This is a genomic window from Streptomyces sp. NPDC088915, assembly GCF_044749825.1.
Lineage (GTDB): Bacteria > Actinomycetota > Actinomycetes > Streptomycetales > Streptomycetaceae > Streptomyces.
Window position 1 is genome coordinate 35,497 of record NZ_JBIVIR010000007.1, and the last position, 23,337, is coordinate 58,833.

27 protein-coding genes and 1 pseudogene are annotated in these 23,337 nt (G+C 74.0%); 19 read left to right on the top strand and 9 right to left on the bottom strand.

Going from position 1 to position 23,337, the window contains the following annotated elements:
* Window positions 1-13: 13 nt before the first annotated feature.
* From ACIP5O_RS14520 to ACIP5O_RS14530, 3 genes are all read right to left on the bottom strand, one after another.
* Window positions 14-1,138, bottom strand: a complete 1,125-nt coding sequence (locus ACIP5O_RS14520; RefSeq protein WP_401292794.1) for a S1C family serine protease — start codon at window positions 1,136-1,138, stop codon at window positions 14-16.
* Between the two features lie 166 nt (window positions 1,139-1,304).
* The gene (locus tag ACIP5O_RS14525) at window positions 1,305-2,366 is read right to left on the bottom strand and encodes a LacI family DNA-binding transcriptional regulator (protein ID WP_401292796.1); all 1,062 of its coding nucleotides are present in this window, start codon (window positions 2,364-2,366) and stop codon (window positions 1,305-1,307) included.
* Window positions 2,367-2,390: 24 nt separating this feature from the next.
* Window positions 2,391-3,200: a response regulator transcription factor gene (locus tag ACIP5O_RS14530; protein ID WP_356542943.1), complete on the bottom strand. Its 810-nt coding sequence runs from the start codon at window positions 3,198-3,200 to the stop codon at window positions 2,391-2,393.
* A 444-nt stretch (window positions 3,201-3,644) separates the two neighbouring features.
* On the opposite strand from ACIP5O_RS14530, the gene ACIP5O_RS14535 reads away from it, so the two are divergent.
* From ACIP5O_RS14535 to ACIP5O_RS14570, 8 genes and pseudogenes are all read left to right on the top strand, one after another.
* Window positions 3,645-3,899: a MoaD/ThiS family protein gene (locus tag ACIP5O_RS14535; RefSeq protein WP_401292798.1), complete on the top strand. Its 255-nt coding sequence runs from the start codon at window positions 3,645-3,647 to the stop codon at window positions 3,897-3,899.
* Between the two features lie 11 nt (window positions 3,900-3,910).
* Window positions 3,911-5,278, top strand: a complete 1,368-nt coding sequence (locus ACIP5O_RS14540) for a hypothetical protein (RefSeq protein ID WP_401292800.1) — start codon at window positions 3,911-3,913, stop codon at window positions 5,276-5,278.
* A gap of 148 nt (window positions 5,279-5,426) precedes the next feature.
* Complete coding sequence (locus ACIP5O_RS14545; protein ID WP_401292803.1) at window positions 5,427-6,113, top strand: DUF2993 domain-containing protein; 687 nt, start codon at window positions 5,427-5,429, stop codon at window positions 6,111-6,113.
* A 225-nt stretch (window positions 6,114-6,338) separates the two neighbouring features.
* On the top strand, window positions 6,339-6,419 hold the full coding sequence (locus ACIP5O_RS14550) for a putative leader peptide (protein WP_350203226.1): 81 nt from the start codon (window positions 6,339-6,341) through the stop codon (window positions 6,417-6,419).
* Between the two features lie 150 nt (window positions 6,420-6,569).
* The gene (locus ACIP5O_RS14555; RefSeq protein WP_401292805.1) at window positions 6,570-7,415 is read left to right on the top strand and encodes a sulfurtransferase; all 846 of its coding nucleotides are present in this window, start codon (window positions 6,570-6,572) and stop codon (window positions 7,413-7,415) included.
* 52 nt (window positions 7,416-7,467) lie between these two features.
* Window positions 7,468-7,755, top strand: coding sequence for a DUF1416 domain-containing protein (locus ACIP5O_RS14560; protein WP_030220952.1), 288 nt, complete (start codon window positions 7,468-7,470; stop codon window positions 7,753-7,755).
* Window positions 7,756-7,872: 117 nt separating this feature from the next.
* Window positions 7,873-8,136: a DUF3099 domain-containing protein gene (locus ACIP5O_RS14565; protein ID WP_401292809.1), complete on the top strand. Its 264-nt coding sequence runs from the start codon at window positions 7,873-7,875 to the stop codon at window positions 8,134-8,136.
* 129 nt (window positions 8,137-8,265) lie between these two features.
* A pseudogene (locus tag ACIP5O_RS14570) lies at window positions 8,266-8,349 on the top strand (DUF3099 domain-containing protein); the annotation flags it as partial.
* 19 nt (window positions 8,350-8,368) lie between these two features.
* Here ACIP5O_RS14570 and ACIP5O_RS14575 read toward each other — a convergent pair.
* Window positions 8,369-8,731 carry a DsrE family protein gene (locus tag ACIP5O_RS14575; RefSeq protein ID WP_401292811.1) on the bottom strand — a complete coding sequence of 121 codons (363 nt, stop codon included), beginning with the start codon at window positions 8,729-8,731 and terminating at the stop codon, window positions 8,369-8,371.
* 103 nt (window positions 8,732-8,834) lie between these two features.
* Between ACIP5O_RS14575 and ACIP5O_RS14580 the strand changes: the two genes are divergently transcribed.
* From ACIP5O_RS14580 to ACIP5O_RS14605, 6 genes are all read left to right on the top strand, one after another.
* Complete coding sequence (locus ACIP5O_RS14580; RefSeq protein WP_401292814.1) at window positions 8,835-9,632, top strand: hypothetical protein; 798 nt, start codon at window positions 8,835-8,837, stop codon at window positions 9,630-9,632.
* Between the two features lie 17 nt (window positions 9,633-9,649).
* Window positions 9,650-10,510, top strand: coding sequence for a hypothetical protein (locus ACIP5O_RS14585; RefSeq protein WP_401292816.1), 861 nt, complete (start codon window positions 9,650-9,652; stop codon window positions 10,508-10,510).
* The gene (locus ACIP5O_RS14590) at window positions 10,507-11,433 is read left to right on the top strand and encodes a hypothetical protein (RefSeq protein WP_401292818.1); all 927 of its coding nucleotides are present in this window, start codon (window positions 10,507-10,509) and stop codon (window positions 11,431-11,433) included. The genes ACIP5O_RS14585 and ACIP5O_RS14590 overlap by 4 nt, the downstream gene beginning before the upstream one ends.
* A 252-nt stretch (window positions 11,434-11,685) precedes the next feature.
* Window positions 11,686-12,258, top strand: a complete 573-nt coding sequence (locus tag ACIP5O_RS14595) for an FABP family protein (RefSeq protein WP_062753387.1) — start codon at window positions 11,686-11,688, stop codon at window positions 12,256-12,258.
* Between the two features lie 55 nt (window positions 12,259-12,313).
* Window positions 12,314-12,760 carry a Fur family transcriptional regulator gene (locus ACIP5O_RS14600; RefSeq protein ID WP_401292821.1) on the top strand — a complete coding sequence of 149 codons (447 nt, stop codon included), beginning with the start codon at window positions 12,314-12,316 and terminating at the stop codon, window positions 12,758-12,760.
* Between the two features lie 147 nt (window positions 12,761-12,907).
* Window positions 12,908-13,888 (top strand): YgfZ/GcvT domain-containing protein, encoded by a 981-nt coding sequence (locus ACIP5O_RS14605; protein ID WP_401292824.1) that lies wholly within the window; start codon window positions 12,908-12,910, stop codon window positions 13,886-13,888.
* A gap of 4 nt (window positions 13,889-13,892) precedes the next feature.
* Here the strand turns inward: ACIP5O_RS14605 and dtd are convergent, their stop codons facing one another.
* Window positions 13,893-14,318: a D-aminoacyl-tRNA deacylase gene (gene dtd / locus ACIP5O_RS14610; RefSeq protein ID WP_401292826.1), complete on the bottom strand. Its 426-nt coding sequence runs from the start codon at window positions 14,316-14,318 to the stop codon at window positions 13,893-13,895.
* 129 nt (window positions 14,319-14,447) lie between these two features.
* On the opposite strand from dtd, the gene ACIP5O_RS14615 reads away from it, so the two are divergent.
* Both ACIP5O_RS14615 and ACIP5O_RS14620 read left to right on the top strand, forming a co-directional pair.
* Window positions 14,448-15,047, top strand: coding sequence for an ABC transporter substrate-binding protein (locus ACIP5O_RS14615; RefSeq protein WP_401292829.1), 600 nt, complete (start codon window positions 14,448-14,450; stop codon window positions 15,045-15,047).
* Window positions 15,048-15,132: 85 nt separating this feature from the next.
* Window positions 15,133-16,377 (top strand): GNAT family N-acetyltransferase, encoded by a 1,245-nt coding sequence (locus ACIP5O_RS14620; protein ID WP_401292832.1) that lies wholly within the window; start codon window positions 15,133-15,135, stop codon window positions 16,375-16,377.
* Window positions 16,378-16,399: 22 nt separating this feature from the next.
* Here the strand turns inward: ACIP5O_RS14620 and ACIP5O_RS14625 are convergent, their stop codons facing one another.
* On the bottom strand, window positions 16,400-17,161 hold the full coding sequence (locus tag ACIP5O_RS14625; RefSeq protein WP_401292834.1) for an ABC transporter permease: 762 nt from the start codon (window positions 17,159-17,161) through the stop codon (window positions 16,400-16,402).
* A complete protein-coding gene (locus ACIP5O_RS14630; RefSeq protein ID WP_401292836.1) occupies window positions 17,154-18,125 on the bottom strand; it encodes an ATP-binding cassette domain-containing protein in 972 nt (323 codons plus the stop codon). The genes ACIP5O_RS14625 and ACIP5O_RS14630 overlap by 8 nt, the downstream gene beginning before the upstream one ends.
* A gap of 212 nt (window positions 18,126-18,337) precedes the next feature.
* Here ACIP5O_RS14630 and ACIP5O_RS14635 point away from each other — a divergent pair, with 212 nt between their 5' ends.
* The 3 genes from ACIP5O_RS14635 to ACIP5O_RS14645 are packed head-to-tail and all read left to right on the top strand — an operon-like array spanning window position 18,338 to window position 22,065.
* On the top strand, window positions 18,338-19,186 hold the full coding sequence (locus ACIP5O_RS14635) for a TetR/AcrR family transcriptional regulator (protein WP_401292838.1): 849 nt from the start codon (window positions 18,338-18,340) through the stop codon (window positions 19,184-19,186).
* 35 nt (window positions 19,187-19,221) lie between these two features.
* The gene (locus tag ACIP5O_RS14640; RefSeq protein WP_401293508.1) at window positions 19,222-19,893 is read left to right on the top strand and encodes a TetR/AcrR family transcriptional regulator; all 672 of its coding nucleotides are present in this window, start codon (window positions 19,222-19,224) and stop codon (window positions 19,891-19,893) included.
* Between the two features lie 48 nt (window positions 19,894-19,941).
* The gene (locus ACIP5O_RS14645) at window positions 19,942-22,065 is read left to right on the top strand and encodes a HelD family protein (protein WP_401292840.1); all 2,124 of its coding nucleotides are present in this window, start codon (window positions 19,942-19,944) and stop codon (window positions 22,063-22,065) included.
* Here the strand turns inward: ACIP5O_RS14645 and ACIP5O_RS14650 are convergent.
* Both ACIP5O_RS14650 and ACIP5O_RS14655 read right to left on the bottom strand, forming a co-directional pair.
* Complete coding sequence (locus ACIP5O_RS14650; RefSeq protein ID WP_401292843.1) at window positions 21,977-22,996, bottom strand: helix-turn-helix transcriptional regulator; 1,020 nt, start codon at window positions 22,994-22,996, stop codon at window positions 21,977-21,979. The two genes, ACIP5O_RS14645 and ACIP5O_RS14650, sit on opposite strands and share 89 nt — an antisense overlap.
* Before the next feature lie 41 nt (window positions 22,997-23,037).
* A complete protein-coding gene (locus tag ACIP5O_RS14655) occupies window positions 23,038-23,292 on the bottom strand; it encodes a hypothetical protein (RefSeq protein ID WP_401292845.1) in 255 nt (84 codons plus the stop codon).
* Window positions 23,293-23,337 lie beyond the last annotated feature (45 nt).

The following is a 23,337-nucleotide window of genomic DNA, read 5'->3' on the forward strand; positions in this document are numbered from 1 at the left end:
GCGTCCCACGTGTTCAGCTGTCGCCGCCCGAGCGGAGTCCGTCCAGGTCGGCCTTCACGGTGTCGACCGGGATCGCGAATCCGAGGCCGACGCTCCCGGCCGTGGACCCGCTCGAAGAACTGGGCGAATACATGGCCGAATTGATTCCGATGATCTCGCCGTTCATATTGATCAGCGCGCCGCCGGAATTCCCCGGATTGAGCGAGGCGTCGGTCTGGAGCGCCTTGTACGTGGTCTTCGACGAGCCCGTGTCGCCGTTGAACTGCTGCCCGCCGAACTCGAACGGCCAGCCCTGCCGGGGGTCGTACTGCTGCCGGCCCTGGTCCTGGCCCTGGCCCTGGTCCTGGTCCTGCCCCTGGCTCTGGTCCTCGTCCTTGGCGACGGTCACGTCCCGGTCGAGGGCGGAGACGATGCCGCTGGTGACGGTCCCGGTGAGCCCCTCGGGGGAGCCGATCGCCACGACCTCGTCGCCGACCTTCACGTCCTTCGAGTTCCCGAGCGAGGCGGCCTTGAGGCCGGAGGCGCCCTTCAGCTTGACGAGCGCCAGGTCCTTGTCGGGGTCCGTGCCGACGACCTCGGCCGGGTAGGTCTTGCCGTCGTTCAGTTGGACGGTGATCTCGGAGGCGCCGGAGACCACGTGGTTGTTGGTGACGATCTCGCCGTCGGAGGTGATGATCACGCCCGAGCCGGTGGACTTGCCGGAGTTCGAGGCGGCGGAGATCTCCACGATGGAGGGGGAGACGGCCGCGGCGACCCCGGCGACCGTGCCGGTGCCGCGCGCGGCCACGTTCGTGCCGGCCACGGGGGCGGAGGCGGAGGCGGTCGTCGCGCCGTCGGCGGCGAGCTGCTGGACCAGCGTGGCCGTGCCGCCGCCGATCGCGGCGGCCGCGATGGCCACGGCCGCCATGAGCCCGACCCCGCGCTTCGCACGGCGGCGGGGACCCGGGGCGGGGACGGGGGAGACGGTGGCGGTGGGCGCCGGGCCCGTCGGCGGCGGGACGTGCCCGCCGTGTGCGCCGGACGGCCAGATCGTGGTGCCGTGGTCGGTGGTGAACGGCGCGTACGGGGCCCGCCCCGGCTCGTACGGCGGCCTCGGCGGGTAGTACGGCTGCTGCGGCTGCTCCTGGTGATCCGTCATGGGAAGACTGTCGGATCCGTACATGAGAGCCGTCTGAGGAGCGGCTGAGAAGCCCGACAGAAGCCTGTATGCCCGATATAAAGCCCCGTACGGGGACCAAGGGACAAAGCCCCGGGGCCGGGCGTCGGCGCGGGGTCGAGACCCGCGAAAGCTCCGGGGCCGGGCGTCAGCGCGGGGTCGAGACCCGCGCCAGGCCCGGCCCGCCGCCGTCGCAGCCGCAGGAGCGGCGCACGATCAGGGCCGACGGGAAGAGCTTCACGCGCTCGCGGCGCGAGCCCGCCACCCGCAGCGAGTCGTCGAGGACCAGGTCGACGGCCGCCCGGGCCATCGCCGGGCGGTCCGAGTAGACCGTGGTCAGGGGCGGGTCGGTGAGCGCCGCCTCCTTCACGTCGTCGAAGCCCGCGACCGCCAGCTCGGTCGGCACCTCGATGCGCAGCTCGCGCGCCGCCCGCAGCACGCCGAAGGCCTGGTCGTCGGTGGAGCAGAAGATGGCCGGCGGCCTGTCCGGGCCCGCGAGCAGCTTGAGGGCCACCTGGTAGGCGTCGTAGCGGTTGTACGGCGCCTCGAAGAGCCGGCCCTCGGTGGGGCGGCCCGCCTCGACCATGGCGCGCCGCCAGCCCTCGACGTGGTCGGCGACCGGGTCGCCGACGGCCGGGGTGTTCGGGACGCCGCCGAGGCACGCCACGTACGGGTGGCCGTGCTCCAGGAGGTGGCGGGTGACGAGCTGGGCGCCGCCGATGTCGTCGGTGACGACGGCCACGTCGTCGATCGCCTCGGGCCGCTCGTGCAGCAGCACCACGCGCGCGTCCCAGGCCTCGATCTCGCTCGCGGCCTGCTCGCTCATGCCCTGGCTGACCAGGATCAGACCGGAGACCCGCATCCCGAGGAAGGCGCGCAGGTAGTGGATCTCGCGCTCGGTCCGGTAGTCGGAGTTCCCGACGAGGACCATCTTGCCGCGCTCGGCGGCGGCCTGCTCGACCGCGTGCGCCATCTCCGCGAAGAACGGCTGGCGCGCGTCCGGGACGATCATGCCTATGAGGTCGGTGCGCCGGGACGCCATCGCCTGGGCTACCCGGTCGGGGCGGTAGCCCAGCTCCTTGATGGCGGCGAGGACACGCTCGCGCGTGGCCGGGGCGACCGGCCTGGGTCCGTTGTTGATGACGTAGCTCACGACCGCGGTCGAAGTACCCGCCAGTCGCGCTACGTCATCCCGCGTCACCTTGGCCACGCGCGGCAGTCTACGCGGGGGGACCTACCTACCGGCAGGCCGCACTGTGGCGTCCGCCACGTTCCTGTCCTCCGCGGGGGTGACCTCCTCCGTGGCGCCCTTGACGCGGGCGCTCGCGCGCGCCTCCTCCTTGGCCCGGGCCTCCTCGGCCGCCCGCTCCACCTTCTCGGGGGTGACGAAGCGGTAGCCGACGTTGCGGACGGTGCCGATGAGGGACTCGTGCTCGGGGCCGAGCTTGGCCCGCAGCCGCCGTACGTGGACGTCGACCGTACGGGTGCCGCCGAAGTAGTCGTACCCCCACACCTCCTGGAGGAGCTGCGCGCGCGTGAAGACCCGGCCCGGGTGCTGGGCGAGGTACTTCAGGAGCTCGAACTCCTTGAAGGTGAGGTCCAGGACCCGGCCCTTGAGCTTCGCGCTGTACGTCGCCTCGTCGACCGACAGGTCGCCGTTGCGGATCTCCATCGGGGAGTCGTCGGAGACGATCTGCCGGCGGCCCGTGGCGAGCCGCAGCCGCGCCTCGACCTCGGCCGGGCCCGCCGTGTCGAGGAGGACGTCGTCGATGCCCCAGTCGGCGGTGACGGCCGCGAGGCCGCCCTCGGTGACGACGAGGATCAGCGGACAGCCGGGCCCGGTGGACCGCAGCAGCTGGCAGAGCGAGCGCACCTGCGGGAGGTCGCGCCGGCCGTCGACGAGGATCACGTCCGCGCCGGGGGTGTCCACGAGGGCCGGGCCCTCGGCCGGGGCCACCCGGACGTTGTGCAGCAGCAGGCCGAGGGCGGGCAGCACCTCGGTCGACGGCTGGAGGGCGTTGGTCAGGAGGAGCAGTGAACTCATCGCCCACCACCTGCCCCGGTCGTGGTCATGCGATCGTGCTCGGTTCGCTCGCCCATAAGGTCGGTTCCTCCTCGGTCCCTGCGAGGACGTGCACTGCTTCGTACGGATCACTGCCTGCTCTCGCGCCCTGAGAGCTTTTGTTCATCCGTCCGTAACAACGGTCGGAAAACGCAAAAGGACCCGGTGGCTGCGTCGCCCGGATCCTCTGTTCAGCAGAATAGCCCAGATGCCTTCCGGTGGAGAGGGCGGATTTCACATCGTGGATGTCTCTTCGCTCACTCCCCGCACCCGGAACGCCATGTTGCGCAGGGATGAGGTGTCCGTGTCGCGGCGGTTCGCGCACGCTCTCCCGCGAGGATCACCGGTACGGCGGTCACCGGTCCGGCCCACGCGCGCATGGCCCATCATGGGAGCGGCGCGCACACGAACGAAGGGAGCGCCGCTATGGCAGCGGGAACCATCCGCTACTGGGCCGCGGCCAAGGCGGCCGCCGGTGTCGCCGAGGAGCCGTACGCCGCCGAGCACCTGGCCGAGGCCCTCGACGCGGCCCGCGCGAAGCACCCGGGCGAGCTCGTCCGGGTCCTCCGGCGGTGCTCGTTCCTGGTCGACGGCGACCCCGTCGGCACCCGGAGCCATGAGACCGTACGGCTTGCCGAGGGCGGCACGGTCGAGGTGCTCCCCCCGTTCGCAGGAGGGTGAACCCCAGAGCAATGAGCAACGACCAGCACTACGGCGGACAGCAGCCGGACCCGTACGCGGGCGGGCAGCGGCCGTACGACCCGTACGCGGGCGGGCAGCAGGACCCCGACGTCACGCAGACGTGGGAGGGCCAGACCTGGGACACCCAGTACCAGCCGGCCGTCCGCCCCCGGGGGGAGCAGCCCCACGGGGAGCGGCAGCACGGGTCGCAGGAGTACGGGGAGCAGGCGTACGGACAGCAGTCGTACGGGGAGCGGCAGCAGTACGCGCCGCAGTCGTACGGGGCTCAGGCGCACGAGCCGCAGCAGGCGTACGGGCAGCAGCCGTACGGGGAGCAGCAGCCGTACGGGGAGCAGCAGGCCTACGGGCAGCAGGCGTACGGGGAACAGCCGCAGCCGCAGCCGCAGGCGTACGGGCAGCAGTCCCACGAGCAGCAGTCGCAGGCGTACGGGCAGCCCTACGCGGGCGCGTACCAGCCGCAGCAGACCGCCGCCCCGGCTCCGGCGCCCGCGCCCGCCCCGGTGGCCGCTCCGGCTCCGGCGCCCGCCCCCGCGGGCGACGACGGGCCCGCGGGCGGCGACGGGCCCGCCTACTCCTCGCCCACCACCTCCGGGAACACCCGGATCACCGACGCCCAGCGCGCCCGCGCCGAGGGGCGCTCGCCGATCATCGAGCCCGGCATGCAGCCCGCCGCCCTGACGGCGGTCCTCGGCCTGCTGCTCGCCGGCGGCGCCGCCCTCGGCCCGTACGGCCTGCTCCTCCCGCTCGTCCTGCTCCAGGCGCTCACCGCGGCCGGCTGGTTCCGGCTCAACGGCATGTGGCCGGCCCGGCAGGGCATCGCCCTCGCGTTCGCCGGCGGCCTCGTCGCCGACGGCGCCCTGCTCGCCGTCGGCCGGGAGAACGCCGCCCCCGCGATCCTGGGCACGCTCGGCGCCTGGGTGCTGCTCTGCCTCGTCCTCCAGCTCCGCAGCCACGCGGACCCGGACGAGCGGATGTACGGCCTGATGGCCACGGTCGTCTCGGCGGCCCTGACCGTGATCGCCACCGGGCACCTCGGCGCGGCCCCCGACGCGGTGGTCGTGGGCGGGATCGCGGTCGCCGCCGCCGTCCTCGCCAAGGCGCTCCCGCTGCCGGGGCCCGTCCCGGTCGTCGCCGCGCTGCTCGCCTCGGCGGGCGCGGGCATCGCGGCCGGCGGGTTCACGGACCTGGGCGCGTCCGGGGCGCTGCTCGGCCTCGGCGCCGGGATCTGCGCCCTCGTCGGCCTGCGGGCGGCCAGTTACGACTACCCGTCGCGGTTCGTCCACATGACCGCGGGCATCGCGCTGCCGCTGACCGCCGCCGCGCCCGCCGTGTACCTGCTGGGCCGCGCCCTGGCCTGACGGCTCGGCTCCGGGTGCCGCCCGGGCGTCCCGTAGGGGCGACCCGGGACCGTCCCCGAGACCGCCCGGACTCGGGAACCAACCGGACCCCCGGCACGTCGATCTTCGTGTCGGGGGTCGAAAACTTTCACGGGGGGACGCACATTCCATGCGAGCACTGCGGATTCTGCTCATCCTGGCCGTCGTGCTCGGCGGGATCTTCGTCGGGATCGACCGCCTCGCCGTGGCGTACGCGGAGTCGGAGGCGGCGGGCCGGATGAAGCTCTCCGGCGCGCGGAGCGACTCGATCGAGGTCGACATCAAGGGCTTCCCCTTCCTCACCCAGGCGGCGGCCAAGCACCTCGACCGGGTCGACGTGCGGGCGACCGGCATCCAGGCGCGGGCGGGCGACCGGAAGATCCGGGTCGGCAAGCTGGACGTCGTCCTGCGGGACGTGACCGTGACCGGCGACTTCTCGGGCGCGAAGGCCGGCACCGCGACCGGCACCGCCCTCATCTCGTACGCGGACCTCACCGCCGCCTCCGAGCACGAGGCCACCCTCGCCTACGGCGAGAACGGCAAGGTGAAGGTCACCGGCAGCGTCGAGGTCATGGGCCGCACCCTGACCCGCTCGGTCCTCTCGACCGTGACCGTGGTGAACGGCGACACGATCAAGGTCCGCGCCGACGAGGTGCCCGGCGAGGGCATCCCGGGCGTGGAGGACCTGGTCCGCGCCCGCACCGACTTCGAGCGCCCGCTCCACGTGCTCGCCGGCATGAAGGTGGAGAAGGTCGAGCCGCGCCCGGAGGGCCTGGCGGTCACGGTCTCGGGCCGGGACATAGCCCTGGCGGGCTGAGCCCGCCAGGGGCCCGTCCGGGGGGCCGCGCGGTCTCCCGTCCCTACCGGCTGGTCACATGCTGAGACGGTGCCGTCCGATCCGCAGAAGCAGAACCGGACACCTCGGTGCGGAGGCGCCCGGAGCGGCCCCGCGCCGTGATCGCGTCTCGCATATCGGACGATCGCGTCTCATCATGCGACACGCCGGTGACACGGCCGCCTGTCCGTCCCTACGATCGGGACCATGAAGCGACAGGCGGATCTCACGAAGCGGCGGGCAGTAGACCTGTGCCGCGTCGCCGCCATGCTCTGTCGCACCGTCTGAGCGGGACGTCCGACCCCGCCTTCCTCACGGCCCGTCGACCGACGTCGGGGCCACATTCCGCGCAGCCGTACGCCGTCGTACGCACGCTTCCGACGCGTACCCGCACCACCCCGCACCGCACCGCCGCACACTGCCCCGGAGGAGAACAGCATGGCTCGCACCGACGTCCTGGTCGACGCGGACTGGGTCGAGGCCAACCTCGACAACCCGCAGGTGGCCGTCGTCGAGGTCGACGAGGACACCTCGGCCTACGAGAAGAACCACATCCGCAACGCCATCCGCATCGACTGGACCAAGGACCTCCAGGACCCGGTCCGCCGCGACTTCGTCGACCAGGAGGGCTTCGAGAAGCTCCTCTCGGCCAAGGGCATCGCGAACGACACCACGGTCGTGCTCTACGGCGGCAACAACAACTGGTTCGCCTCCTACGCCTACTGGTACTTCAAGCTCTACGGCCACCAGGACGTGAAGCTCCTCGACGGCGGCCGCAAGAAGTGGGAGCTCGACTCCCGCGACCTGGTCGACGGCTCCGAGGTCCCGAACCGCCCGGCCACGGAGTACAAGGCCAAGGCCCAGGACGCCTCGATCCGCGCCTTCCGCGACGACGTCGTGGCCGCGATCGGCGCCCAGAACCTGGTCGACGTGCGCTCGCCCGACGAGTTCTCCGGCAAGCTGCTCGCCCCGGCGCACCTCCCGCAGGAGCAGTCGCAGCGCCCGGGCCACGTGCCGAGCGCCCGCAACATCCCGTGGTCGAAGAACGCCAACGACGACGGCACCTTCAAGTCGGACGACGAGCTCAAGGCCCTGTACGAGGCCGAGCAGGTCGACCTGGCGAAGGACACCATCGCCTACTGCCGCATCGGCGAGCGCTCCGCGCTCACGTGGTTCGTCCTGCACGAGCTGCTCGAGGTCCCGAACGTCAAGAACTACGACGGCTCGTGGACCGAGTACGGCTCCCTCGTCGGCGTGCCGATCGAGCTCGGCGCCGCCAAGTAACCCTCCGGACCTCCCCTTCTTCCGGACCCCTCGACCGTAAGGAAAGAACAGCATGTGTGGAGCGCAGCCCGGCGGCCCCGACGCCTCGACGATCAAGCCCGGTGAGACCACCATCCAGGGCTTCGTGACCAAGGACGGCGAGCCGGTCACCGGTTACGTCCGCCTCCTGGACTCGACCGGCGAGTTCACGGCCGAGGTCCCGACCTCCGCCACCGGACAGTTCCGCTTCTACGCGGCCGAGGGCACCTGGACCGTCCGCGCGCTGGTGCCGGGCGGCACCGCCGACCGCAAGGTCGTGGCGCAGAAGGGCGGTCTCGCGGAGGTCGCCATCGCGGTCTGACCCGCGACGCCTTACCGGCCGAAGGGCCGTGCCTCCTGGGGGTTGGACGCCATTCCGGGACTTGGGGCACGGCCCTTCGGTCTGCCCGCGCGCGCCCGGCGGACGTACGCTGAAGGGGTGTACGCACGCCGCCGCCACGTCTACTTCTGGATGATGGGCGCCTGCCTGTTCCTCTTCGTGGGCGCCTGGGCCGTCGTACGCCTCTTCTCGACCCCGGCCGCCGTCGCCATGTGCGTCGTCGCCATGGTCATCCCCCCGGTCGCCGCGATGATCGCCAACCGCCGGGGCCCGGAGGACCGCTGGTGGGACGACCCCTCGGGCGACCCGCAGTCGGACGAGTGGTGGGACGAACTGGACGGGAAGAAGCGCCGGGAGCGGTAGGAGCCGCCCGGCGGCCCAGGACCGACCGGGCGCCGGCCGGGAGTCGTCGGACGGAGTCCGGCGCAGCGGCCCGAAGCCCGGGAGGCCCTCCGGGGCCGAGCGGTGCGAGGGGCGCGTCGGGGGTGGGTCCGCTGGTGGGACGACCCCTCGGGCGACCCGCAGTCGGACGAGTGGTGGGACGAACTGGACGGGAAGAAGCGCCGGGAGCGGTAGGAGCCGCCCGGCGGGCGTCTCAGTAGACGAGGGCCTGGGTGTCGTCCGCCGTCGCCTCCTGGACGAAGACCTGTGCGCCGGCGATGCGGACGCCGGTCAGGACGTCCTTCTCCGTGATCTCGCGGCGGGCCGCGCACTGGGTGCAGAGCGTCACGCGCCCGCCCGCCAGGAGCGAGTCGAGCAGGTCCGGCAGCGGTGCGGCGTGCGGGAGCTCGAACTCGGCGGCCCGGCCCGGGAGGGCGAACCAGGAGGACTCGCCGGTCAGCCAGAGCGACACCTCGACCCCGCTGGCGACGGCCACGGCGGCCACCGTGAAGGCCTGCGAGCAGCGTTCGGGGGCATCGGCCCCCGCGGTCACCTTGATCACGAGCTTCTTCGCCATACACCGAACTGTAATGCGCGGCACTGCAACCTCATGCGCCCCTCACGTGTCAGGTGGATGCGCGGGTTACGGAATCCGCGCTTCAGGTCTCGTGGGGGGACTCTTGAACGACGAAGAAAACATCCCTGACCAGGGAAGAACGACACCGGACGACACCGCGCCCGCGCCCGCCGCGCGGCCCCGTCGCCGGGGTCTCCGTACGCTCGGGCTGATCGCCGTCGCCGCCGTCATCGGCCTCGTCGGCGGCACCGCCGTCGGCTACGGCATCCAGGCCCAGCGCGAACCGACCGCCCTTCCGCCGCTGAACCAGCCCGGCCTCGTCCAGCCGAAGCCCCTCCCGAAGGGGCAGGAGGCGAAGCCGCTCCCGGCCTCGGAGGACCTCCGGACGAAGGCGCAGGGCGACCTGCGGAAGCTGCTGGTCCCGAAGCCCGCCGGAGCGAAGAAGGACGGGTACGCCGGGGACGACGGCTGGATGAACGTCCCCGAGTTCGCCTCGATGTTCGACGAGCCGGGCGGCGCCCTCGACCACCAGCTGGACCTGGGCGTCCGGCGGGTCGCCGTCGCGTCCTGGGCGACGGGTGAGCACAGGCGGACCGAGGTCCGGCTGATCCAGTACCGCGCGAACGACACCCTCGGAGCCCGGGAGTTCGTCGAGGACCAGCAGGGCTACATGCCGGACGAGGACTTCGCGGAGAGCGAGGGCCGGGAGCTCAAGGGCTCGTCCAACGGCCGCTACTACGTCTTCCCCGTGGAGCGGGAGGCCGGCTACATGGACATGTACGAGGCCAGGGCCTACTTCTACCGCGGCGACGTCGCGGTCGAGATCTTCATCGTGGACACGAAGAAGATCTCCGAGAACGACATCCGTTCGCTGGCCGAGCGACAGCTGGGGCGCCTGTGAGTGAGGACCGGAACGACGTGACCGAACCCATGGCCGAGCCGACGACCGGAGCGCCGGAGAAGGACGCGAACGAGAACGGGAACGAGAACGGGAACGCGAACGGGAACGGGAAGAAGAAGGGCGCCGGCCGGGTCCTGCTCCGCGTCGTCCTGCCCTCCGTGCTCGTCCTCGGCCTGATCGGCGGCGGCGTCACGTACACCGCCCTCACCGTCTCCTCCGCCGACCGCACCGCGCCGACGCAGGTGTGGGGCGCGACGAAGAGGACCGCGCAGGACGAGGACCCGGCCGCCGACGGGAAGCGCGGCAAGGCCGACACCCCGCTGAGCAAGCTGCTCCTCCCGCTGCCCGAGGGGTACGAGTTCGGCCCCGACGAGGAGCTGTACGGGAACGACGGCGAGCTCGGCGCCGCGGAGGCCGCCGCGCTGATGAAGCGGGCGGGCGAGGGCCTCTCCGGCAAGAAGCGCCGCGCGTTCGAGAAGAACATCGACAAGCTCGGCATCCAGGGCGTCGGCGTCCGCACCTTCGCCGACCCCGACAACGACGTCGTCGTCTCCCTCCAGGTCGCGCGGATGAAGGACAAGAAGCAGATCAAGGACAGCTACCGGCTGCGCAAGGAGGTCATGGACGCCCTGGAGTTCCCGAAGGGCCCCAGGGTGAAGGACCACCGCAACGCCGTCTGCTACACGGCGCCCGAGAACAAGGCGCTGGACAAGGAGGAGCGGGCCGTGGCGCTGGAGCGGATGATCTGCATCGCGTACGACTCCGAGGTCTCCGTCACCCTCACGGCGGCGGGCGCCAAGCCCTTCGACGAGAAGCGCGTGGCGGACCTCCTGAAGCAGCAGCTCGACCACATCGAGTCCCCGGGGGAATACGTATGACCGAGCAGATCCTGACGCCGGAGCCGTCCGCGCCGACCGCCCCGCCCGTCCCCGAAGCCGCGGCCGGAACCGTGGCCGGAACCACGGCCGGAGCCGCGGCCGAAGCCACCGCCACGCCCGAGTCCGTGCCCGCGCCCGAGTCCGTGCCCGAGTCCGCGTCCGCGCCGAAGAAGTCCCGCCGCGTCCTCTGGGGCGTCGTCCGCTGGACCGCCGCCGTGCTCGTGTGCGGCGGCGTCGGCGCCGGTACGGCCATGGGCCTCACCGCCATGGAGCGCACCGACGTCCCGGGGCTCGCGACCGAGTCCGACGGCCGCTGGGACTACCCGGAGCTCGCCCTCCCGGCGCTGCCCGCGGACGCCCCGCGCCCGTGGACCGACGGCAACGAGGGCGAGATCCACCACGCCGACCTGCGCAAGCTCCTGCTGCCCGCCCCGGCGGGCGCCACGGTCGACCCGAAGTCGAACGGCGGCTGGGCCGGCCTCGACTCGTACCTCGCGCTGCTCCCGGAGAAGGACCGCGGCGAGGTGGAGCGGTACGTGGCCGACTCGGCGCTCCGGCACGTCACCGCCCGCGGCTGGACCACACCGGACGGCACGACCACCCGGGTGCACCTGCTGCGGTTCGCCTCGGTGGCGTTCGCGGAGGACTTCAAGGACGTGACCATGGAGAAGGTCTCCAAGAGCAGCGGACTGCCCCTCGGCGTCGAGGAGGCGGAGATCGACACGTCCGTCGGGAAGATCGACGTGCCGTACCTCTCCCTCTACGGCTACGCGGAGGCGGAGCCGTACGGTCCCGAGCAGACCCGGTGGGCCTACATCCAGGCCGGGGACACCCTCGGGGTGGTCACCCAGACCCGGAAGGGCGGCACCCCGACCGTGCCGTTCCAGCAGACCGTCGCCCTCCAGGCGCAGCTGCTCGGCTGACCGTCCGCGCGGGGCCCGTCCCGGGGCCCCTCCCGAGACCCACCTCACCGAGTGGGCCGGACCCCGGGCCACTAAGCTGGGGTCCGGCCCGTTCCGCCTTCACACCTCAGTCGAGGAGCACCCTGTGATCATTTTCTTCGAAGCTCTGCTGGTCCTGGTCTGCGTCGGCGTGCTCGCCTTCGCGGGTCTGACCGTGAAGAAGCTGTACCAGGGCCAGCGGTAATCCCCCTCTAGAGAACGCCAGAGCTGCTCATGATCGAGATCCCGTCCGACCTCAACCCGGACCTCGTCCCCCTCGCGTTCCTGCTCGGCACGTGGGAGGGCGCGGGCGTCTCCGACTTCCCCGGCGCCGAGAAGTGCAACTTCGGCCAGTCCGTGACGTTCAGCCACGACGGCCGGGACTTCCTGGAGTACCACTCGCACTCCTGGGTCCTGGACGAGAAGGGCGAGAAGGTCCGTCCGCTGGAGAGCGAGAGCGGGTACTGGCGGATCGACAAGGACCGCAAGGTCGAGGTCGTCATGGTCCGCGACCAGGGCGTCGTGGAGATCTGGTACGGCGAGCTCGCCGACCAGAAGCCGCAGATCGACCTGGCGACGGACGCCGTCGCCCGCACGGCCGCCTCGGGCCCGTACAGCGGCGGCAAGCGCCTGTACGGCTACGTCAAGAGCGACCTGATGTGGGTGGGCGAGAAGGCGACCCCCGAGGTCCCGCTGCGTCCGTACATGTCGGCGCACCTGAAGAAGGTCGTCACGCCGGAGGAGGTCGCGGAGATGGCCCGCAACCTGCCCGACATGCCGGACGACGGCATCGCCTTCTTCCGCTAGAAGCCGTTCGGGGAAGCCCTGGGGTCGTGCGCCGCGCCCTCCTACACTGGGGGGCGTGGTGAGCACCGACTGGAAGAGCGACCTGCGGCAGCGCGGCTACCGGCTGACGCCGCAGCGCCAGCTTGTCCTGGAGGCCGTCGACGCGCTGGAGCACGCGACGCCCGACGACATCCTCTGCGAGGTCCGCAAGACGGCCTCCGGGGTGAACATCTCCACCGTGTACCGGACCCTGGAGCTCCTGGAGGAGCTCGGGCTCGTCAGCCACGCGCACCTGGGGCACGGGGCCCCGACGTACCACCTCGCCGACCGGCACCACCACCTCCACCTGGTCTGCCGGGACTGCTCCGGGGTGATCGAGGCGGACGTCGAGGTGGCCGCCGAGTTCACCGGGAAGCTCCGCGCGACCTTCGGCTTCGAGACGGACATGAAGCACTTCGCGATCTTCGGGCGGTGCGGGGACTGCGCCGCGAAGGAGCGCGGCGAGGTCCCGGAGGGGGAGTAGGGCTCCTCGTGCTTCCCCGGGCCCGGCGGCCCGGCAGGGTCTGGACGGGTCCCCTCGTGTGCTCGCGGGCCCCGGCAGGGTCTGGGCAGGCCTCCTCGCGCCCCCCGGCCCCGGCAGGCCCCGGCCACGGAGTCGTAGGCTTTCCCCATGCAGCGACCTTCCACGACCAGCCCCCTGCTGTCCCTGTCCGGCGCCGTCGCCGCCGAAGGGCGCGACGAGGGCGTCGCCGCGCACTACGGCGACCTGTTCCGCGAGCAGCGCGCCCTCTCGGAGGGCGAGGGCTTCGTCGACCTCTCGCACCGCGGCGTCGTCGCCGTCTCCGGCGACGACCGGCTGAGCTGGCTGCACCTGCTGCTCACCCAGCACATGACCGACCTGCCGCCCGGGCGGGCCACCGAGGCGCTGGTCCTCTCCGCCAACGGGCACATCGAGCACGCCCTCTACCTCGTCGACGACGGCGAGACGGTGTGGGCGCACGTCGAGCCGGGCACGCAGGGCGAGCTGATCGCCTACCTGGAGTCGATGAAGTTCTTCTACCGGGTCGAGGTCGCCGACCGCACGGAGGACACCGCGGTCGTCCACCTCCCGGCCGGCTCCGTCGCCGAGACCCCCGAGGGCGTCGTCGTACGGGAGACCCCGCACGGGCGCGACCTGTTCCTGCCCCGCGCCGACCTGGAGTCCTTCGCCGCCTCGCACGGACCGGCGGCCGGGATCCTCGCGTACGAGGCGCTGCGGGTCGAGGCGTACCGGCCGCGGCTCGGCTTCGAGACCGACCACCGGACCATCCCGCACGAGATCGGCCTCATCGGCGGCGCCGTCCACCTCCAGAAGGGCTGCTACCGGGGGCAGGAGACCGTCGCCCGCGTGCAGAACCTGGGCAAGCCCCCGCGCCGCCTGGTCTTCCTGCACCTGGACGGCAGCGAGGTGTTCCTGCCGGGCCACGGCACCCCGGTCCGGCTCGCGTCCGACGGCGAGGACGGGCGCCAGCTCGGCTTCGTGACCACCGCCGTCCGCCACCACGAGCTGGGCCCGATCGCCCTGGCCCTGGTGAAGCGGAACGTTCCGGTGGACGCCCCGCTGGTCGCCGGGACGACGGCGGCGGCGCAGGAGGTCGTCGTCGAGCCGTAGGCCGTCAGACGTCGATCAGTACGGTGAACGGGCCGTGGTTCGTGAGCGAGACGCGCATGTCCGCCCCGAAGCGGCCCGTCTCCACGTGCGCGCCCAGCTCGCGCAGCCGGTGCACGACCTCGTCCACGAGGGGCTCGGCGACCGGGCCGGGCGCGGCCGCGTTCCAGGTGGGGCGGCGGCCCTTGCGGGCGTCTCCGTACAGGGTGAACTGGGAGATCACGAGCAGCGGCGCGTTCACGTCGGAGCACGACCTCTCGTCGTCCAGCACCCGGACGGACCAGAGTTTTCTGGCCAATTGGGCGGCCTTCTCCGGGGTGTCGTCATGGGTCACCCCGACCAGGACGCACAGCCCCTCGCCCTCGATCTCACCGACGGTCTCCCCTGCGACGACGACGCGCGCGCCGTCGACCCTCTGCACCACTGCTCGCATGCGCCCCAACCTACCCACCCGAATACGGGAGGGGCCGAACGGGTGCAGAGCGCCTGCACGTGCACGGGTGGGAGTGGCACCATGCGTGTCAGGCGGTGCGGCTCCGCACCGGTCGAGGGGACGAAACTCATGAGTGCACCTGGCACCGGGCCCACGCCGTCCGGTCCCGTACCGCTGACGCGGGCGGGCGGTTCCTCCGTGGCGCGGCCGCCCGCGCAGCGGACCTCCGAGCCCGCCCTGCCGGACCGGGCGCAGCCGGACCTCGGCACGCTGAGGCTGCCCGAGCTGCGCGCGCTGCGCCGGGACGCCCGGAGCGACGAGGCCGACCTGAGCTACGTGCGGCGGATGCTCCAGGGCCGGATCGACATCCTGCGGGCCGAGCTGGCGCGCCGGACCGACCCGGAGGCGCCGGTCCTCGACCGGCTCTCGGAGATCCTCGCGGACGTGCCCTCCCGGCACCGCACGTCGGCCCGGCACGTGACGCTGTCGACGCCGCGCGGGGAGGAGTACCGGCGGCTCGCGAACGAGATGCTGTCCGAGGTCGAGCTGTCGGACCTGACGGCCCGCACGGACGACGAGCTGCACGCGGCGATGGGGCGGCTCGCGGGGTACGAGCAGCAGGTCTCCCGGCGCCGGCAGGAGCTCCAGCGGACGGCCGACGACTGCGGGGCGGAGATCGCCCGCCGGTACCGGGAGGGCGAGGCCCAGGTGGACGACCTGCTGGCCTGAGGCGTTCCCGGGGTGCTTCCGCCCCGCTTCCGGGGCGGTCGAAAATCCGGTGCGGGGCCGTCCGGGGCCTGCGTAGGGTCGAAGGATGACTGTCGACATACGTCCCGTGACGGAGTCCGAGTTCCCCGACTGGCTGCGGGGTCTGCGCACCGGTTTCCTCCGCCCGCCCGTCGTGCCCGACGGGGACGTGGCCGACCGGCTGCCGCACACGGACCTGGCGCGGACCCTCGGGGCGTTCGACCGGGACCGGGTCGTCGCCACCTTCCGCTCGTTCCGGCAGGAGGTCAGCACGGTCGGCGGGGGCGGCCTCACCGCCGACGCGATCACCCAGGTGACCGTCTCGCCGACGCACCGGCGCCGGGGCCTGCTGAGCCGCATGATGGCCGCCGACCTGACCGTCGCGAAGGAGCGGGGCGACGCGCTCGCGACCCTGATCGCCGCCGAGTACCCGATCTACGGCCGGTTCGGCTTCGGTCCGGCGAGCTGGACCACCGAGTGGAGCGTGGACCTGCGGCGGGCCGGGCTCGATCCGCGCCGCTCGGGCCGCCCCGAGGACGGCGGTCGCGTCGACCTGTCCGACGGCGACGAGATCCGCAAGATCGGTCCCGGCCTGCACCGCCGGCTGGCCGGGGTCCGGGCCGGCGTCACCGACCGGACCGAGCGCCTCTGGGCGCAGGGCACCGGCCTCGGCTTCCAGCTCGACCCGTGGACGGAGCCCTACTACGCGGTGTACCGGTCGGAGTCGGGCGAGCCCGAGGGGTTCGTGGCGTACCGCACCGACGACAAGTGGGACGACGCCAAGCAGCCGGTGAACACCGCGACCGTGCGGGACCTGATCGCCGTCACCCCGGCCGCCGAGCGCGCCCTGTGGCTCTACCTCTGCTCGCTGGACTGGGTGACCACCGTCCGCTCCGGCTACCGCGCGCCCGACGACCCGCTGCCGGAGCTGCTTCCGGACCCGCGCGCGGCGCGGACGGTGTCCCACGCGGACATGCTGTGGGTCCGGGTCCTGGACGTGCCCCGGCTCCTGGAGGGGCGTGCGTACCCGGTGACGGACGGCCTCGTCCTGGAGGTGCGGGACGCGGACGGCCTCGCGGGCGGGCGCTTCCGCCTCGACGCCTCGCCGGAGGGCGCCTCCTGCGTCCGTACGGACGCGTCCGCCGACCTCGTCCTCGGCGTCGCGGAGCTGGGGACGCTGGCGTTCGGCGACCGCTCGGCGGTACGGCTCGCCCGGCTCGGGCGCGTCGAGGAGGCCACGCCCGGCGCGGCGGCCCGCGCCGACCTGCTCTTCCGCACCCCGCTGCGGCCGTTCTCGCCGGACATCTTCTGAGCCCCGCCGCGCCCCCGGGGTCTCAGCGGGTGCGGCGGCGGAAGAGGACGCCGGCGACGGCGAGCGCGAGGGCGCACAGGCCCGCGCACCAGGCGAGCGCGATCCAGGGCGCGTTCCCCACCGGCAGGCCGAGCAGCAGCCCCCGCATCGACTCGATCAGCGGGGTCACCGGCTGGTGTCCGGCGAAGCCGTGCAGCCAGCCCGGCATGCTGTCGATCGGGACGAACGCGCTGCTGGGGTACGGCAGGAACATCATGAGGAAGGTGACCGCGCCGGCCGCCTCCGGCGTCCTGGCGACGAGACCGGCCGCCGCCGACAGCCAGGAGACGGCGGTGATGAAGGCGAGCAGCAGGCCGACGGCCGCGAGCAGGCCGCCGGGCGAGGCGGCGGGGCGGAAGCCGATGAGGAAGGCGACGCCGAGGACGAGCGCGGTGGAGAGCAGGTTGCGGGCGAGGGACGCGGCGACGTGCCCGGCCAGGAACGGCGTGCCGCCGACGTCGAGGGTGCGGAAACGGTCCACCACCCCGCGCCGCATGTCCTCGCTGACGGAGACGGCGGTGCCCGCCGCGCCGAACCCGGCGCAGAGGACGAGGACGCCGGGGACGACGTAGGTGACGTACCGGGTGCCGGTGCCGGTGTCGATGGCTCCGCCGAAGAAGTAGACGAAGACCAGCATCAGCATGACCGGCAGCAGCATCGAGGTGAGGACGGCGTCGAGGTTGCGGCGGCTGATCCGGATGCCGCGGCCGGCGAGGACGCCCGCGGCGGAGAGGGCGTCAGACACGGCTGGGCTCCTTGTCGTTCGTGGGAAGGGCCGTCGCGTCGGTGAGGGCGAGGAAGACGTCGTCGAGCGTGGCCGTGTGGAGGGTGAAGCGGGCGATGTCCCGGCGCTCCGGGTCGAGGACGTCGAGCAGCTCCCGGACGTGGGCGGCGCTGCCGTCGGTGGGGACGCCGAGGGCCAGGGCCTCGGGCGCGGCGGTGGCCGTACGGCCGGCGGCGGCGGACGTGAGGCGCAGATAGCCCTCCCGGTCCCGGGCGACGAGGTCGAGCCGGTGGCCCGCGTACCGCGACTTGAGCGCGGCGGGGGTGCCGGCGGCGAGGGTGCGGCCCGCGCCGAGGACGGTGATCCGGTCGGCGAGCCGGTCGGCCTCCTCCAGGTACTGGGTGGTGAGGAGGACGGTCGTGCCGGCGGCGGAGAGTTCGCGGACCGCGTCCCACAGCTCCTGGCGGCTGCGCGGGTCGAGCCCGGTGGTGGGTTCGTCGAGGAACATCACCCGGGTGGTGCCGGGGTCGCGGACCAGGCCCGCGGCGAGGTCGAGGCGGCGGCGCATGCCGCCCGAGTAGGTGCCGGTGAGGCGGTCGCCCGCCCCGGTGAGGCCGAAGCGTTCGAGGAGTTCGGCGGCGCGGCGGGCGGCGGCGCGGCGGGAGAGCCCGGAGAGCCGGGCGACGGTCCGCAGGTTCTCGGCGCCGGTCTGGGTCTCGTCGACGGCGGCGGACTGGCCGGTGAGGCTGATCGCGCGGCGGACCCGGGAGCGTTCGGTGACGACGTCGTGCCCCGCCACGCGCGCGTGGCCGGCGTCGGGGGCGGTGAGGGTGGCGAGGATCCGGACGGCGGTGGTCTTCCCGGCGCCGTTGGGGCCGAGCAGGGCGAAGACGGTGCCCTCGGCGACCCGCAGGTCGAGGGCGTCGAGGACGCGGACGGTGCCGTGGCTCTTGGACAGGCCGGTGGCTTCGATGGCCGGAGGCATGACGTGCTCCCTGGGCTCGCGGAGGGCACGACGGGACGCCGCGCCGGTACTGCGTATGCCTTACGCGTTACTGTGTAAGGGTTACGCATTACTAGGATGGGCGTCAAGCGTGGGGTCCGTACGGGGCCGGTTCGTGCGGGCCGTGCGGGCCGTGCGGGTCGTACGTGCCGCGCGCGGCCCGCGAGGTGGACGAGGTGCGGAGGCGGAAGGTCATGGCGGACGGCGAGAGCGGCCGGGAGGACGAGCGGGGAGCCGTCCCGGCGGGCGGGCGGTCGAACGGCCGTGCCAGTGGTTCGGCGGAGGGGGCGGTCGGTGGCGGGTCCTTCCTGCCGCCCGCGATCGAGGCCGCCTGGGGGGTGCGGGAGCGCCCCACCAAGGGCCCCAAGCCCGGTCTGACCCTGGACCGGATCGTCGGCGCGGCCGTCGCCCTCGCCTCGGCCGAGGGCCTCGACGCCGTCTCCATGGGCCGGGTCGCCAAGGAGCTGGGCGTCTCGACCATGTCCCTCTACCGGTACGTCTCCGCCAAGAGCGAGCTGTACGTCCTGATGCAGGAGGCCGCGACGGGCGCCCCGCCCGAGCTCTCCCCGCCCGGCACCGACTGGCGCGGGGCGATGGCGGCCTGGGCCTGGGCGATGCGCGAGGTCTACCACCGCAACCTCTGGCTGCTGCGGGTCCCCGTCGCCGGACCGCCCGCGACCCCGAACATGGTCGCCTGGTGGGAGAGGGCCCTCGTCGCCCTGGAGGGGACGGGCCTGGACGAGGGCTCCGTGCTCTCGGTGACCATGCTCGTGGCCGGTTACGTGAAGAACGAGGCCGCGATGACGGCCGACCTCGCCGCCGTGGTCGCCGCCGGCGACGACCCGCCGGAGGAGGTCATGGCCCGGTACGCCCGCACGCTGCGGCGGCTCGCGGACCCGGAGGCGTACCCGGCGGTGACGCGGGTCCTGGGCTCGGGCGTCCTGGACGTCGCCGACGCCCCGGAGGACGAGTTCCGCTTCGGCCTGGACCGGATCCTGGACGGGGTCGCGGTCCTGGTGGCGGGGAAGGGGACCCGGTCGTGACGGGCGCGTCCGGGGACGGCCCCCGCGAGCCCGGCCTGCGCGAGCCCGGCGCCCGAAAGTCCGGCCCCCGCGAGCCCGGCGCCCGCGAGCCCGGCCTGCGCGAGCGCAAGAAGGCCCGCACCCGGCAGGCCCTGTCGGACGCCGCGATCGCGCTCTTCCTGGAGCGCGGGTTCGACGGCGTCTCCGTCGCGGAGGTGGCCGCCGCCGCCGAGGTCTCCAAGCCGACCCTCTTCCGGTACTTCCCGGCCAAGGAGGACCTGGCCCTGCACCGGTTCGCGGACCACCAGGACGAGCCCGCCCGCGTGGTGGAGGCGGGGCGCGCCACCGGCACGGCCCCGCTCGACGCCCTGTACGCGCACCTGCTCGACGGCCTGGGGCGGCGCGATCCGGTCACCGGGCTCTGCGACGCGCCCGAGGTCCTGGCGTACCACCGCCTCCTCTACGGCACTCCGGCGCTGCTCGCCCGCCTCCACGCGTACCAGGCCGGTACGGAGGCGGCCCTCGCGGGCGCGCTCGGCGGCGACCCCCTGGTGGCGCGGCTCGCCGCCGGGCAGATCGTGGCCGTGCTCCGGATCCTCGCGGACGGGAACGCGGCCCGGATCGCGGGCGGCGAGACGGCGGACGCGGTCGCGGCGGACGCGGTGGCGGCGGCGGGGAAGGCGTTCGGGACGCTGCGGGAGGGACTTCCGTACAGGGCGGCCGCCTGACTGAGTAAAAAATGTAACCCGGTAACGTTTTCCGTTAGGCTCGTCGGAATGACGTCACTGGACCCCGCCGCCCACCCGGATTCCGAGCTCGCCCGCGAGCGCTCCCACCACGACGCCTGCCGCGCCGCCCTGGCCCGCATGACCGAGGACGCGGCCGGGCAGGTCGTCACCGGCGAGGACACGGCCGCCTCCGGCGCCGACGCCGAGGCCCTCGGCCGCCACCTGCGCGGCCGGGCCAAGGAGATGGGGGAGCAGCCGCCGGGGCCGTTGTTCTTCGGCCGTCTCGACCGCGAGGACGGCCAGACCCACCACATCGGCCGTCGCCGGATCGCGGAGGACCCGGCCGCCCCGCCGCTCGTCGTCGACTGGCGCGCCCCCGTCTCCCGCGCCTACTACCAGGCCGGCGCCCACGACCCCCAGGGCGTCCTGCGCCGCCGCCGCTTCGGCTGGGCCCCGAACGGCTCCGGCGCCCCGGAGGACCTGACGGCCCTGGAGGACGAGTACCTCGCGGACGGCGGGGAAGGGGCGGCCGGGGTCCTGCTCGCCCGGGAGATCGAGCGCCCCCGGACCGGCCCCATGCGGGACATCGCCGCCACCATCCAGCCCGACCAGGACGACCTCGTGCGCTCCGACCCGGCCGCCTCCCTGTGCGTGCAGGGCGCACCCGGCACCGGCAAGACCGCCGTGGGCCTGCACCGGGCCGCGTACCTGCTCTACACCCACCCGCAGCGGATCCGCCGCTCCGGCCTCCTCGTCCTCGGCCCGCACCGGACCTTCCTCGCGTACATCGCGGAGGTGCTGCCCGCGCTCGGCGAGAGCGGGATCCGCCAGACCACCCTGGACGAGGAGATCGCCCGCCACCCGGTACGCGCCGAGGACGGCGACGCGGCGGCCCGGGTCAAACACGGCCCCCGGATGGCGGAGGTGCTGCGCCGCGCGCTGTACGCCCGCGTCGACCCGGCCCCGGCGGACGACCTGACCGTCTCCGACGGCGCCTACCACTGGCGGCTCCCGGCCGCCGAACTCGCCGCGATCGTCACGGCGGTGCGGGAGGAGGCGCCGCCCTACGCCACGGGCCGCGAGCGGGTCCGCGCCCGGGTCGTCCGAGCCCTCCGGGTCCGCGCCGAACGCCGGTCGGGGCCCCGGGGCACGGCCTGGACGCGCCGGATCGAACGGTCGCGCCCGGTGACGGCGTTCCTGGACGCGTGCTGGCCGAAGGCGACCCCGGAGGAGGTCCTGACGGAGCTGCTCACGGACCCGGACGGGGCGGGCCCGGGAGGGACGTTCGCGGGCGGCGGTACGGACCCGGGCGGTACGGATGCGGGCGACGGCGGTACGGATGCGGGCGACGGCGACACGGACCCGGGCGGCGTCACGGGTCTGACCGCCGCCGAGCGGGACGCGATCCGCTGGGCGCGGCCCCCGCGCTCGTACCGCACGGCCCGCTGGTCCGCCGCCGACCTCGTTCTCCTCGACGAGCTCGCGGGCCTGATCGAACGTCCCGGGGGTTACGGCCACGTCGTCGTGGACGAGGCCCAGGACCTCTCGCCCATGCAGTGCCGGGCCGTCGCCCGCCGCACCGCCTTCGGCTCGCTCACCGTCCTCGGGGACCTGGCCCAGGGCACCACCCCGTGGGCCGCCCGCGACTGGCGCGGGCAACTGGCCCACCTCGGGAAGCCGGAGGCGCGGGTGGTGCCCCTGACGCTCGGCCACCGGGTCCCGGCGGCGATCGTGGACCTCGCCAACCGGCTCCTGCCGCACCTGGGCGCGGACGTCCCGCCGGGCCGGTCGGCGCGCACGGACGGCGAGGTGACCGTCCACCGGACGGCGGACCTCCTCGCCGGCGCCCGGGAGGCGGTGCGGGCGGCGCTCGCGGCGGAGGGCTCGGTGGGCGTGATCGCGCCCGACGCCCTCGCGGGCCCGGTCGCGGAGGCGGTGGCGGATGCGCACGGCGCGCCGGAGCGGGTGAGCGTCCTGCCCGCCGCCCTCGCCAAGGGCCTGGAGTTCGACCACGTCGTGGTGGTCGAACCGGCCGCGATCGCGGCGGCCGGGGAGCGCGGCGCGAACCGGCTGTACGTGGCGCTCACCCGGGCCGTGTCGCGCCTGACGCTCGTGCACGCGCAGGAGCTCCCGGAGTGCCTGCGGGTGCCGGCTCCCCGTACAGGGAGGTGAGTTCGGCGCCGATGCGGGCGAGGGCGGTGCGGGCCTCCGGCGGGTCGAGGAGTTCGACGCGGGCGCCGAGTCCGGCGAGCCGGGCGGCGACCACCTCGGGGGAGGGGCCGTCGGCCTCGAAGGGCGTCCAGCCGTCCGGGCCGCGCTCCCCGTACCGCACGCGCCCGCCGAGCAGGCCCTCCAGGACGGGTTCGGCGCCGGGGGCGGCCCTGCCCCGTACCGTCGCGGCGACCATCCGGTCCTCCATGCGGGCGGCGAGCGCGCGCCAGGCGGCGGGGAGGTCGAAGCCCTCGGGACGCACGGCGGGGGCGCCGGTCTCGGCCACCGAGGTGACGCGGCCGACGCGGAAGGTGCGCAGCCCGTCGCCGGTGTCCGCGACGAGGTAGCGGACGCCGGACTTCGTGGCGATTCCGAGCGGCTGCACGGTCCGTTCGCGCGGCTCCCGGCCGGGACGGGCGTACCCGATGAGCAGCTCCCGCCCCTCCACCACCGCCCGCTGGAGCGGGGCGAGCCGTTCTTCCTCCGTCTCCGCGCCCGTCCAGTCCGTGCCGTCGGCGACCCCGGCGCGGGCGGCGGCCTCGGCGCCCTCCCGGAGGGGCGCGGGGAGGGCCCGTACGAGCTTGCGCAGGGCGGTCCGGACGCGGGGGTTCGCGGCGGCGGAGTCCGGCCCGGTCAGGAGGAACAGGGCGCGGATCTCGGGGGCCGTCAGACCGGTGAGGTCGGTGCGGGCGCCGCCGACGAGCGCCCAGCCGCCGCCCTGGCCGGGCTGCGAGTAGACCGGGACCCCGGCGCTCGCGAGCGCTTCGAGGTCCCGGCGGGCCGTCCGCTCCGACACCCCCAGTTCGGCGGCGAGTCCGGCGGCGGTGACCCGCGCCCCGGCGGGCCGGGTCTGGAGGAAGAGCAGGGCGGCGACGAGTCGGTCGGCTCTCATGCGGCCATTGTCACCGGGCGGCCGTCATCGACCGGCCGTCATCAGGCGGCGGGGGAGGCTTCCGGTGCTCCGAGGCTCTTCGTACGGGCCTCCGGCCTTCCCCTCGCCGGGGTGCGGAGCACGAGGGCGGCGACGGCCAGGGCGGCGAGCAGGAGGCCGGTGCCGACGCCGAAGGCCAGGTGGTGGCCGCCGGTCAGGGCCTCGGCGGCGGACCGCCCGGCCCCGGCGAGGGACTCGGTGCGGGCGGCGGCCGGCGTGGAGAGGACGGCGACGCCGGGATCACGGAACCGGATCACGGAACCGGATCACGGAACTAGATCACGGAACCGGATCATGGAACT

Excerpts from the sequence above, each read along its gene's own strand:
- ACIP5O_RS14635 (WP_401292838.1), top strand. The coding sequence starts at position 18,338 with ATGGCGGACGGCGAGAGCGGCCGGGAGGACGAGCGGGGAGCCGTCCCG.
- ACIP5O_RS14620 (WP_401292832.1), top strand. The coding sequence starts at position 15,133 with ATGACTGTCGACATACGTCCCGTGACGGAGTCCGAGTTCCCCGACTGG.
- ACIP5O_RS14630 (WP_401292836.1), bottom strand. The coding sequence starts at position 18,125 with ATGCCTCCGGCCATCGAAGCCACCGGCCTGTCCAAGAGCCACGGCACC.
- ACIP5O_RS14590 (WP_401292818.1), top strand. The coding sequence starts at position 10,507 with ATGACCGAGCAGATCCTGACGCCGGAGCCGTCCGCGCCGACCGCCCCG.
- ACIP5O_RS14560 (WP_030220952.1), top strand. The coding sequence starts at position 7,468 with ATGTGTGGAGCGCAGCCCGGCGGCCCCGACGCCTCGACGATCAAGCCC.
- dtd (WP_401292826.1), bottom strand. The coding sequence starts at position 14,318 with ATGCGAGCAGTGGTGCAGAGGGTCGACGGCGCGCGCGTCGTCGTCGCA.
- ACIP5O_RS14605 (WP_401292824.1), top strand. The coding sequence starts at position 12,908 with ATGCAGCGACCTTCCACGACCAGCCCCCTGCTGTCCCTGTCCGGCGCC.
- ACIP5O_RS14545 (WP_401292803.1), top strand. The coding sequence starts at position 5,427 with ATGCGAGCACTGCGGATTCTGCTCATCCTGGCCGTCGTGCTCGGCGGG.
- ACIP5O_RS14645 (WP_401292840.1), top strand. The coding sequence starts at position 19,942 with ATGACGTCACTGGACCCCGCCGCCCACCCGGATTCCGAGCTCGCCCGC.
- ACIP5O_RS14575 (WP_401292811.1), bottom strand. The coding sequence starts at position 8,731 with ATGGCGAAGAAGCTCGTGATCAAGGTGACCGCGGGGGCCGATGCCCCC.
- ACIP5O_RS14615 (WP_401292829.1), top strand. The coding sequence starts at position 14,448 with ATGAGTGCACCTGGCACCGGGCCCACGCCGTCCGGTCCCGTACCGCTG.
- ACIP5O_RS14650 (WP_401292843.1), bottom strand. The coding sequence starts at position 22,996 with ATGAGAGCCGACCGACTCGTCGCCGCCCTGCTCTTCCTCCAGACCCGG.
- ACIP5O_RS14595 (WP_062753387.1), top strand. The coding sequence starts at position 11,686 with ATGATCGAGATCCCGTCCGACCTCAACCCGGACCTCGTCCCCCTCGCG.
- ACIP5O_RS14530 (WP_356542943.1), bottom strand. The coding sequence starts at position 3,200 with ATGAGTTCACTGCTCCTCCTGACCAACGCCCTCCAGCCGTCGACCGAG.
- ACIP5O_RS14555 (WP_401292805.1), top strand. The coding sequence starts at position 6,570 with ATGGCTCGCACCGACGTCCTGGTCGACGCGGACTGGGTCGAGGCCAAC.
- ACIP5O_RS14535 (WP_401292798.1), top strand. The coding sequence starts at position 3,645 with ATGGCAGCGGGAACCATCCGCTACTGGGCCGCGGCCAAGGCGGCCGCC.
- ACIP5O_RS14550 (WP_350203226.1), top strand. The coding sequence starts at position 6,339 with ATGAAGCGACAGGCGGATCTCACGAAGCGGCGGGCAGTAGACCTGTGC.
- ACIP5O_RS14540 (WP_401292800.1), top strand. The coding sequence starts at position 3,911 with ATGAGCAACGACCAGCACTACGGCGGACAGCAGCCGGACCCGTACGCG.
- ACIP5O_RS14520 (WP_401292794.1), bottom strand. The coding sequence starts at position 1,138 with ATGACGGATCACCAGGAGCAGCCGCAGCAGCCGTACTACCCGCCGAGG.